5 protein-coding genes are annotated in these 11,164 nt (G+C 66.1%); 4 read left to right on the top strand and 1 reads right to left on the bottom strand.

All coding sequences use genetic code 11. The features are described 5' to 3' along the window. Positions 1-298: 298 nt before the first annotated feature. Entirely contained in the window at positions 299-1,189 is an 891-nt protein-coding gene (locus HHL14_RS17300; protein ID WP_169498836.1) for a 2OG-Fe(II) oxygenase, read from the bottom strand. 442 nt (positions 1,190-1,631) lie between these two features. Between HHL14_RS17300 and HHL14_RS17295 the strand changes: the two genes are divergently transcribed. From HHL14_RS17295 to HHL14_RS17280, 4 genes are read left to right on the top strand one after another with little or no spacing between them, the layout of a single operon-like run. Further along, on the top strand, positions 1,632-2,927 hold the full coding sequence (locus tag HHL14_RS17295) for an efflux RND transporter periplasmic adaptor subunit (protein ID WP_169498835.1): 1,296 nt from the start codon (positions 1,632-1,634) through the stop codon (positions 2,925-2,927). Positions 2,928-2,942: 15 nt separating this feature from the next. Beyond that, the gene (locus HHL14_RS17290; protein WP_169498834.1) at positions 2,943-6,122 is read left to right on the top strand and encodes an efflux RND transporter permease subunit; all 3,180 of its coding nucleotides are present in this window, start codon (positions 2,943-2,945) and stop codon (positions 6,120-6,122) included. Further along, entirely contained in the window at positions 6,119-9,454 is a 3,336-nt protein-coding gene (locus HHL14_RS17285) for an efflux RND transporter permease subunit (RefSeq protein ID WP_169498833.1), read from the top strand. Before HHL14_RS17290 ends, HHL14_RS17285 begins: the two co-directional genes overlap by 4 nt. Further along, positions 9,451-11,067, top strand: a complete 1,617-nt coding sequence (locus HHL14_RS17280) for an efflux transporter outer membrane subunit (protein WP_169498832.1) — start codon at positions 9,451-9,453, stop codon at positions 11,065-11,067. The genes HHL14_RS17285 and HHL14_RS17280 overlap by 4 nt, the downstream gene beginning before the upstream one ends. Positions 11,068-11,164 lie beyond the last annotated feature (97 nt).

Here is an 11,164-nt window from a genome sequence, read left to right as displayed (position 1 = left end):
GGCAGGCAGCGGCCCGCGGGCCGCTGCCTGAGACGCGATTGTGCGACGTTTCGGCTTCTTCTCCATCGGCATATCCATGGTGTTTTACCTCATGATATGCCTCGCCCACGAAATGACGGATAGGTTCGGCGTGCAGGAAATACAGGCTACGCTATGCTGCTCCGCACAGGGGCCACACACAAAGCGCTAATAGCCCAATAACAAATCAAGGAAAGGCCAACAACAAAGCCAGAACAACGAAAAACCCAGAACAACGAAAAAAACGCCCGCCCCGCCAAGGGGCAAAAAAACCACTTTCTTACCCCCGCTCCCTAGCCACAAACCTCCTCATCCGAATCCACTTAGTCGCCACCCACTTCTCCCCGCCGCGCAGCGGCAAGCTGGCATGTAGCGAACTCGGATCACACAACCCAAACCGATTCCCGTATTCAAAATAAAGCGCATGCCCGCGCTGCGGCACCACTCCCCAGCCGATCTGCGGAAACACCGTTTCGCCGCCGCCTTCCACATCGTTCAGATACATCAGCAACGTGCCCATGCGCTGGCCGCTACGTGCAATCGACTCGCGGTTCGCGTCGTTGCCCGGCACCAGATAATCGACGTGCGGCGTCGACTCCGCGCCTTCCTCGTAATGCAGCATCTGCAAGCCTTCGCCGTTCTCGACCGGCGTGCCCGTCAACCCGGCGATGCGCGCTTCGAGCCGCGCGATCAACGGTGTCTCGCCGAGGCGGAAGAACATCCCGTGACTGCTGCGATGACCGGCGACCACGTTGCGTCCCGTCACCGGATCGACCACCGTCGAACGATCGAGCCGTGGTTGCGCGAGCGCGATCAGCTGTTCGCATTCGTCGGCGCTCAGAAAATTCTCCAGATGCACGGCGGCCGGCCGTTGCAGTCGCGACAACACGCGCACCTTGCGCTCGCCGACGCGGATCAGCGGCCCGTCGGGCACGCGCAGCGGTTCGGGCTGGTAGCCGAGCGGCGCGGCGCCGACTTCGAGCCGCTCGCCGGGCAGCGGCGCGCCGTACAGAAACGACGCCGACACCGCCTCGACCATCGCCGCCGCGAGTTCGACCGCGTTGTTGCGCGCGACCATCTCGTTGACGATCGCTTGCGGCGCGACGCCGCGTGTGAGGTTGGCGGCGATCCAGTCGCGTACTTCGGCGGGGAAATTGACGGTGATGGACATCGGATGACGGGGTTCGGGTTGTGGGCAGGTGTCGCGGCCGCAGCCGCGCCGGCTGGGAAGCATAGCGGCCGATTGTGACGCGCCGACGAACGCGCGCTCCTTTGCAAACGGCTGTCGAGTGTTACCGCATATTGCAGTTGTCTCTTATCCCGAACTCCCGCCCGTGCCGCGGTCGAGCCCGCCAGGTCGCCGCTCGCGCGGGCATCGATCCCTTCCATCCGCAAACATGTTGCGCCCGTGTAACTCAAGCCCGTGACAGGCCGGTTACATTGGCGCATGCTCGCATCCCGATCCACCGTCGTTCCTTACGTCTACATAACAACCTGTCCAAAGGACCGCGACTGATGACAACGCGCGCAAACCATGGCAACTTTGCGCGGTTCCGCCCCAGGGCGACGTTCCAACCGATCATCAACATAACTATCTGTTCCCGGAGTTCACCATGAGCGAAACCGTGTCCTCGCCGCCAAAGCGCTCCCGACGCGGGCTCATTGTCTTCGCGCTGATCCTGCTGGTGCTGATCGCACTGGTCGTGGCCCATCTGCTGACGCGTAAGAAGCCCGCGCACGAGAGTGCGCCGATCGTCGTCACCGTGACGCGCGCGACGCTTGGCTCGATACCGGTCACGTTGAGCGAGCTCGGCACCGTCACGCCGACCGCGACCGTCACCGTGTTGCCGCAACTGAGCGGCTATCTGACCGAGGTCGGCTATCACGAAGGCCAGGAAGTGCAGAAAGGCCAGTTCCTCGCGCAGATCGATCCGCGGCAGTATCAGATCAGCAAGCAGCAGGCGCAGGCGACGCTCGCGAAGGACCGCGCGTCGCTCGCGCAGGCGCGCGCCGATCTCGAACGCTATACGCAGTTGAACGAGCGCAAGTCGATCGCGCAGCAGACTTTCGCGGATCAGCAGTTCCTCGTGCAGCAGGACGAAGCGGCGGTGAAGGCCGATCTCGCCAACATCGCCCAATACGATCTCGACCTCGCGTATTGCCGCATCACCGCGCCGATCGCGGGCAAGGTCGGCTTGCGGCTCGTCGATCCGGGCAACTACGTGACGGCGTCGTCGTCGACGGGCATCGTCGTGATTACGACCGTCAAGCCGACCACGGTTCAGTTCACTGTGCCGCAGGACGCGCTCGCATCGATCGTGCAGCGTCTGAACACCGGCGCGAAGCTGCCGGTCACCGCGTATTCGAGCGACAACGCGCGCGAGATCGCGACCGGTACGCTGTACGCGGTCAGCAACCAGATGGCGACGGCGACCGGCACCGTCACGCTGCGCGCGACCTTCGCGAACGACGACGAGGCGCTGTTCCCCAACGAGTTCGTCAACGTGAAGCTGCTGGTCGACACGATGCAGAACGCGGTGCTGGTGCCGACCGCCGCGGTGCAGACCGGCGCGCCGGGCGACTTCGTGTACCTGGTCAACCCGAATAGCACGGTGTCGGTGCACAAGGTCAAGCTCGGCCCGAGCGACGGCAAGAGCACGGTGATCCTGTCCGGCCTCGCGGTCGGCAACGAGGTCGTGACCGACGGCACTGATCGTCTGAACGACGGCGCGAAGATCCAGCCGGCTCATCCGCAGCCGGCGGCGGCAGGTAGTGCGAGCGGTACAAACGGTGCGAGCGGCGCTGCCGGCGAGACCGGCGCGTCGGCTTCCGCCGCGAAGGCGCCTGCTGCCGCGTCGGAGCCCGCGCCCGCTTCTCACGCGGCTGCATCGGCCGTCGCCGCGTCGTAACGGACCGCCGCGCCGATGAACATTTCCCGCCTGTTCATTCTCCGACCGGTCGCGACGCTGCTGCTGATGATCGCGCTCGTGCTGGTTGGCCTGATCGCGATGCGCGTGCTGCCGGTGTCGTCGCTGCCGAACGTCGACTATCCGACCATTCAGGTGCAGACGTTCTATCCGGGCGCGAGCCCAACGGTGATGGCCACCACCGTCACCGCGCCGCTCGAGGTGCAGCTCGGCGAGATTCCCGGCCTGCAGCAGATGACCTCGTACAGCTCGGACGGCGCGTCGGTGATCACGCTGCAGTTCGACCTGTCGCTGAACCTCGACGTCGCCGAACAGAACGTGCAGCAGGCGATCAACGCGTCGAACAGCTATCTGCCGAGCGGCCTGCCGGCGCCGCCGACCTACGCGAAGGTCAATCCCGCCGACCAGCCGATCCTGACGCTCGCGGTCACGTCGAAGTCGATGTCGCTCACGCAGTTGCAGGACGTCGCCAACAACCGCCTCGGCACGAAGATTTCGGAAGTGGCCGGCGTCGGCGTCGTGACGACGAGCGGCGGCAACGTGCCGGCGATCCGCGTCGAGGCGGACCCGCACAAGCTCGCCGCCTACGGCCTGAATATCGACGATCTGCGCACGCTCCTCAGCTACGTGAACGTGAGCCAGCCGAAGGGCAATTTCGACGGCCCCGATCTCGACTACACGATCAACGGCAACGACCAGATCACCGACCCGAAGGACTATCTGGACACGGTGATCGCGTATCAGAACGGCTCGCCTGTGTTCATGCGCGACGTCGCGCGGGTGAGCCAGGCCGCGCAGGACGTCGAGCGCGGCGCGTGGTACAACGGCGCGCCGGCGATCGTGCTGAACGTGCAGCGTCAGCCGGGCGCGAACGTGATCCAGACGGTCAGCCAGATCAGGAAGCAGCTGCCGCAACTCGAATCGACGCTGCCGGCCGGCATGCAGGTCACCGTGGTATCGGACAGCACCGGCGTGATCCGCGCGTCGGTCGCGGATGCGGCGTTCGAGCTGATCCTGGCGATCGTGCTGGTGGTCGCGGTGATCTTCGTGTTCCTGCGCAACGTGCCCGCCACGCTGATTCCGAGCGTGTCGGTGCCGGTCTCGCTGATCGGCACGCTCGCGGTGATGTACCAGCTCAATTACTCGATCGACAACCTGTCGCTGATGGCGCTGATCATCGCGACCGGCTTCGTGGTCGACGACTCGATCGTAATGATCGAGAACATCGTGCGCTATCTGGAAGAGGGAATGACGCCGCTCGAAGCCGCGCTCGAAGGCGCCGGGCAGATCGGCTTCACGATTCTGTCGCTGACCATTTCGCTGATCGCGGTGCTGATTCCGCTGCTGTTCATGGGCGGCGTGATCGGCCGGCTGTTCAGCGAGTTCGCGGTGACGCTCGCGGTCACGATCGTGATTTCGGCAATCGTCTCGCTGACCGTGGTGCCGATGCTGTGCGCGCGCATGCTGCGCGCGCAGGCCGAGCGTCATCCGAGCCGCTTCGAACGGATCAGCGAAGGTCTGTTCGACAAGACGCTCGATGCGTACCGGCGCGGCCTCGAGTGGGTACTCGATCATCAGCCGCTGACGCTCGTGGTCGCGGTTCTCACCGTGGTGCTGACCGGCCTCCTCTACGTGGTGATTCCGAAGGGGCTGTTTCCGGTGCAGGACGTCGGCGTGATCCAGGGGATCAGCGTGGCCGACAACTCGGTGTCGTACGCGGCGATGGTCAAGCGTCAGAGCGCGCTCGCCGACGCGATCCTGAAGGATCCGGACGTGGTGTCGCTCACTTCCTATGTCGGCATCGACGGGATCAATGCGACGCTGAACAACGGCCGCTTCCTGATCAATCTGCGCGAGCGCGACAAGCGCTCCGACACCGCGCAGGAAATCGCGCGGCGGCTGCAGCAGGAAGTCGCGCACGTGCCCGGCGTGAAGCTCTTCATGCAGCCCGAGCAGGATCTGACGCTCGACACCACCGTGTCGCCGAACCAGTACAGCTTCGTGCTGCGCGGGCCGAGCCAGCAGGCGTTCCAGAAGTACGTGCCGGAGCTGGTCGAGCGGCTGAAGCGGATTAGCGCGCTCGAAGACGTGCAGAGCGACCTGAATACCGACGGCCTCAGCGTGAACGTCGAAGTGAACCGGCAACTGGCCGCGCGCTTCGGCATCACGCCCGCGACCATCGACAACGCGCTGTACGACGCGCTCGGCCAGCGCATCGTGTCGACGATCTTCGAGCAGTCGAACCAGTACCGCGTGATTCTGGTCGCGAAGCCGGAGACGATGCCCACCGTGCAGTCGATCGGCAATCTGTATCTGCCGAGTCAGACCAGCAGCACGGGCCAGGTGCCGCTGTCGGGCATCGCGAAGATCGAGATCAGGAAGGCGCCGCTTGTAATCAGCCATCTCGCGCAATTTCCGTCGGTGACGATCTCGTTCAATCTCGCGAAGGGCGCGTCGCTGAGCACCGCGGTCAGGGAGATTCGCGCGGCCGAGCAGGCAGTCGACCTGCCGCCGTCGATCACCTCGTCGCTGCAAGGCGCGACCGCCGCGTTCGAGGATTCGCTGTCCAGCGAGGTCTATCTGCTGCTCGCCGCGCTGGTTGCGGTGTACATCGTGCTCGGCGTGCTGTACGAGAGCTTCATCCATCCGGTCACGATCCTGTCGACGCTGCCGTCGGCCGGCATCGGCGCGTTGCTCGCGCTGATGCTCGCGGGCAACGACCTCGACGTGATCGGCATCATCGGCATCGTGCTGCTGATCGGCATCGTCAAGAAGAACGCGATCATGATGGTCGACTTCGCGCTCGACGCCGAACGCAATCACGGCAAGGCGCCGCGCGAGGCGATCTTCGAGGCGTCGCTGCTGCGCTTCCGGCCGATCCTGATGACCACGCTCGCGGCGATGCTCGGCGCGCTGCCGATGCTGCTCGGCACCGGCACGGGTTCCGAACTGCGCCGCCCGCTCGGTCTCGCGATCATCGGCGGTCTGACGCTGAGCCAGATGCTGACGCTGTTCACGACGCCGGTGATCTATCTGTACTTCGACCGGATGGCCGCGCGCGTGAACCGCTGGCGCGCCGCGCGCAATGAGCGCAACGGCGGCACCAATGGCACGAACGGTACGAGCGGCCCGAGCGGCACGCAGGGCCCCGACGGCGGCGCGGAGGGCACGCGGTGAACATCCCCGCGCTCTTCATCCGGCGGCCGGTCGCGACCACGCTGCTGGCCGTCGCGATCCTGATCTCCGGCGCGCTCGCGTATTTCCGCATGCCGGTCGCGCCGTTGCCGAACATCGCGTTTCCGGTGATCGTGGTGCAGGCGAACATGGCCGGCGCGAGCCCGGACATCATGGCGGCGACGGTGGCCGAGCCGCTCGAACGGCGGCTCGCGACGATCGCCGACGTGCAGGAGCTCACGTCGATCAACAACGTCGGCTCGTCGCTGATCGTCGTGCTGTTCGGCCTGAATCGCGACATCAACGGCGCAGCGCGCGATGTCGAGGCGGCGATCCAGGCCGCGCGCGCCGATCTGCCCACCACGTTGCGCAGCAATCCGAGCTATCGCCAGTACAACCCGGCCGACGCGCCGATCATGGTGCTGTCGCTGACCTCCGACACGCTGACCAAGGCGCAGCTGTACGACTCCGCCGATTCGGTGATCCAGCAGCAGCTCTCGCAGGTGAAGGGCGTCGGCCAGATCACGCTCGGCGGCGGTGCGCTGCCGAGCGTGCGCGTCGAGTTGCAGCCGGGCAAGCTGAACAGCTACAGCATCGGCATGGAAGACGTGCGCGCGGCGATCGGCGCGGCCAACGCGAATAGCGCGAAGGGCCATCTCGATGTCGGCGATCAGCGTTACGTGGTCACCTCGAACGATCAGATCACCCACGCGGCGCCGTATCGCGATCTCGTGGTCGCGTATCGCGACGGCGCGCCGGTGCAGTTGCGCGATGTCGCCGAGGTGCGCGACTCGAACGAAAACATCCGCAATGCGGGGCTCTTCAACGGCAAGTCGGCGATTCTGGTGATCGTCTATCCGACGCCGGGCAGCAACGTGGTCAGCACCGTGGCGCAGATCCGCAACGTGTTGCCGGCGATCGAGGCGACGCTGCCGAGCAGCATCCGCGTGGGCGTCGCGATCGACCGCTCGGAGTCGGTGCGCGCGTCGGTCGGCGATACCGAGCGCACGCTGTTCATCGCGGTGCTGCTGGTGGTCGGCGTGGTGTTCATCTTCCTGCAGTCGCCGAGCGCGACGCTGGTGCCGGCGGTCGCGCTGCCGCTCTCGATCGTCGGCAGCTTCGGGCCGATGTATCTGCTTGGCTATAGCATCGACAATCTGTCGCTGATGGCGCTGACGATCGGCACCGGCTTCGTCGTCGACGACGCGGTCGTGGTGCTGGAGAACGTCGTGCGCCACATCGAGATGGGGCTGAGCCCGAAGGAAGCGGCGATCAAGGGCGCGGGCGAAGTCGGTTTCACGGTGATCTCGATGAGCCTGTCGCTCGTCGCGGTGTTTCTGCCGATCATCCTGTTTCCGGGCATCGTCGGTCTGCTGTTTCACGAGTTCGCGATCACGCTGTCCATCGCGATCATGATTTCGCTGGTGATCTCGCTGACGGTTACGCCGGCGATGTGCGCGTACGTGCTGAGCCGCAACAATGCCGGTCACTCGAAGTCGCGCTGGGCGCAGTGGATCGAGCGCCAGTTCGAGCGCTTCAAGGACGGCTACGCGCGCTCGCTGACGGCCGTGCTCGATCACTCGCTGCTGGTGATCCTGCTTCTGGTCGGGCTGCTAGTCGGCAACGTGTTCCTGCTGAAACTGGTGCCGGCCACGCTGTTCCCCGAGCAGGACACCGGCATCCTGATCGGGCAGATCATCGCCGACCAAAGCATCTCGTTTCCGGCGATGCAGAAGAAGCTCGCGCAACTGCAGGCGATCGTGCAGCGCGACCCGGCGGTCGAGTCGGTCGCGGGCTTTACCGGCGGGCGCGCGCTCAATACCGCGAGCGTGTTCATCGAGCTGAAGCCGCTCGCCGAGCGGCACGCCACCGCGACCGAGGTCGTGAACCGGCTGCGCCCGAAGCTCGACGAAGTGTCGGGCGCGCGGCTCTTCCTGCAGGCGCAGCAGGATTTGCGCATCGGCGGACGGCAGTCGGCGGCCGAGTATCAGTACACGCTGACGAGCGACAATTCGGCGGCGCTGTTCAAATGGACGCCGAAGCTCGTCACCGCGCTGTCGAAGCAGCATGGGCAACTGCTCGACGTGAACTCGGATCTCGAGCAGAACGGCCTGCAGACCTACGTGACGATCAATCGCGCGACGGCCGCGCGCTACGGCTTCGCGCCGAACCAGATCGACAACGTGCTGTACGACGCGTTCGGCCAGCGCACCGTGTCGACGATCTATAACCCGCTGAACCAGTACTTCGTCGTGATGGAGGTCGCGCCCGAGTACTGGCAGTATCCGCAGTCGCTCAGCCAGATCTATCTGAGCGCGGCGTCGGGCAATCCGACTGGCACGGCGGCGACGCAGATGCCGGGCGCCACGGTGTCGGCGAGCAAGGCCACCACCGCGACCAGCGCCACGGGCACTACCTCGAACACCAACTCGCGCAACGCGAATGCGCAGTCGAACGCGACGAACAACAGCATCGCCAACAGCAAGGGCGGCAGCTCGACCGGCAGCGCCGACAGCACGGCCGCCGAAACGATGGTGCCGCTGTCGGTGCTGGCGTCGTACTCGAACAGCCACACGGCGACCCAGGTGAACCACCAGAGCGGTCTCGTCGCTGCGACGATCTCGTTCAACCTGCCGGCCGGCGGTTCGCTGAGCCAGGCCGGCCAGACGATCGACAACACGATCCGCGAGATCGGCATGCCCGCGAGCATTCACGGCTCGTTCGCGGGCGCGGCGGCCGCCTATTCGCAATCGATGGGCACCGTGCCGCTGCTGATCCTCGCCGCGCTCGGTGTCGTCTACATCGTGCTCGGGGTGCTGTACGAAAGCTCGATCCATCCGCTGACGATTCTCTCGACGCTGCCGTCGGCCGGCATCGGCGCGACGCTCGCGCTGCTGATCTTCGGCACGCCGTTCTCGGTGATCGCGATGATCGGCATCATCCTGCTGATCGGCATCGTGAAGAAGAACGGCATCATGATGGTCGACGTCGCGATCCAGTTGCAGCGCGAGGAGCACATGCCGGCGCGCGACGCGATTCATGCGGCCGCGCTGATCCGTCTGCGGCCGATCATGATGACGACGTTCGCGGCCGTGCTCGGCGCGGTGCCGCTCGCGGTCGGCGTCGGCCAGGGCGGCTCGCTGCGCCAGCCGCTCGGTATCACCGTGATGGGCGGGCTGATCCTCAGCCAGATGTTCACGCTCTACACGACGCCGGTGATCTATCTGTACCTCGACCGCCTGCGCGCGAGGCTGGTCAGATGGTCCGCGGGCCTGCGCTGGAATCGCGACACGAAGCAGCCGGGCGCGCCCGGAAGACCGGATACGAAGGCATGACGATGAAGATTTCGCTTGAATGTTTGACGTTGTCCCGCATGGGGTTGCCGGGCCGAAGCTGGCCCAGCCTGTCGACGCTCGCCGTCGCGATGCTGACGGTGTTCAACGCCGGCTGCATGGTCGGCCCCGACTATCATCGCCCGCAGGTGCGCGTGCCCGCGACCTATTCGGAGTTGCCCGGCTGGACTCAGGCCGAGCCGAACGCGAGCGGCCCGAAGGGCACCTGGTGGAGCGCCTTCAACGATCCGCTGATCGACGAACTGGAGCCGCTCGTCGCGGTGTCGAACCAGACCGTGCGCGCGGACTACGCGAACTACCAGGAAGCGCTCGCCGAAGTGCGCGTCGCGCATGCTAGCCTGTTTCCGACCATCGGCGCGACCGGCTCGGCCACGCGCGAACGCGCGTCGGTCACGACGCTGAACGGCACGGCGGCGCGCGTCGTCAACGCCGGTTCGCTCGAAGGCAACGTCAGTTGGGCGCCCGATCTGTGGGGCCAGGTGCGGCGCACCGTCGAGGAAAACGCGGCGAGCGCGCAGGCCACTGAAGCGACGCTCGCGAACGCGACGCTGTCCGAGCAGGTCGCGCTCGCGACCGCGATCATCGAGCTGCGCACCAGCGACGCGAACATCGACCTGCTGCAGAAAACGGTCGAAGCGTATCAGCACTATCTCGACGTCGTCAGCGACCAGGACCGCGCGGGCACCGTCGCGCCGACCGACGTGATCACCGCGCGCAATCAGTTGAATACCGCGAAGTCCGATCTGATCTCGCTCGGCGTCGCGCGCGCGCAGTACGCGCACGCGATCGCGGTGCTGGTCGGCAAGAACCCGGAAGAACTGTCGATCACGCACAGCACCACGATGCCGACGTTGCCGCCGGTGCCGGTCGGGGTGCCGTCGACGCTGCTCGAACGCCGCCCCGACATCGCCGCCGCCGAGCGCAGGATGGCCGCGCAGAATGCGGCGATCGGCGTCGCGGTGGCCGCGTACTACCCGGACATTTCGTTGTCGGGCGCGGTGGGGTTCACGCAGTCGCCGCTGGCCGGGCTGCTGAAGGCCGCGAACTACGTGTGGTCGCTCGGCGGCAGCGCGACCGAAACGCTGTTCGACGGCGGCCTGCGTAGCGCCGATGTCGATGCGGCGAAGGCCGCCTACGACTCGGCGGTCGCCACCTATCGCGGCACCGTGCTGGGCGCGTTCCAGAACGTCGAGGACGATCTGTCCGGCCTGCGCATCCTCGCCGAGCAGGCGGACGTGCTCGACCAGGCAGTGCGCGACGCGGACCGGGGCGCGGAGATCGCGTTCAACGAGTACCAGGCCGGCACCGTCGATTACACGACGGTCGCGACCGCGCAGGCGACGCAACTGAGCACGCGGCAGACCGCACTGAATGTGCAGGAGTCGCGCTTGCTGCACGCGGCGTCGTTGTTCGGCGATCTCGGAGGCGGGTGGTCGGCGGATCGGTTGCATGATCCGAGGCATCCGGCGGCGGCGACGGCGACGGATGCGTCCGCGCCTGTGGCGGCTTCGGCGTCGGTGTCTGGGACTGCCGCCGCAACTGGGCAAAGCGCTGGTGTGACAGCCGAGGGCAGCGGCGGGAACAGGCTGCAATAGCGGTGCAGGTGTGCGAGGCGCAGCGCGCCGCATTGCGGCTATCACGCCGGGCGCGCTGCAAGCACCATCGGCACCGCGAGCACGACCGGCAGCACGA

It is taken from the genome of Paraburkholderia antibiotica (assembly GCF_012927125.1).
Classification (GTDB): Bacteria; Pseudomonadota; Gammaproteobacteria; order Burkholderiales; family Burkholderiaceae; genus Paraburkholderia; species Paraburkholderia antibiotica.
The sequence above is the reverse complement of the archived record's forward strand: the minus strand, read 5'-3'. Positions and strand labels throughout refer to the sequence as shown.

What these genes read in the sequence shown, in the direction of transcription:
- HHL14_RS17280 (WP_169498832.1), top strand. Translation starts at nt 9,451, where the DNA reads ATGACGATGAAGATTTCGCTTGAATGTTTGACGTTGTCCCGCATGGGG.
- HHL14_RS17300 (WP_169498836.1), bottom strand. Translation starts at nt 1,189, where the DNA reads ATGTCCATCACCGTCAATTTCCCCGCCGAAGTACGCGACTGGATCGCC.
- HHL14_RS17295 (WP_169498835.1), top strand. Translation starts at nt 1,632, where the DNA reads ATGAGCGAAACCGTGTCCTCGCCGCCAAAGCGCTCCCGACGCGGGCTC.
- HHL14_RS17290 (WP_169498834.1), top strand. Translation starts at nt 2,943, where the DNA reads ATGAACATTTCCCGCCTGTTCATTCTCCGACCGGTCGCGACGCTGCTG.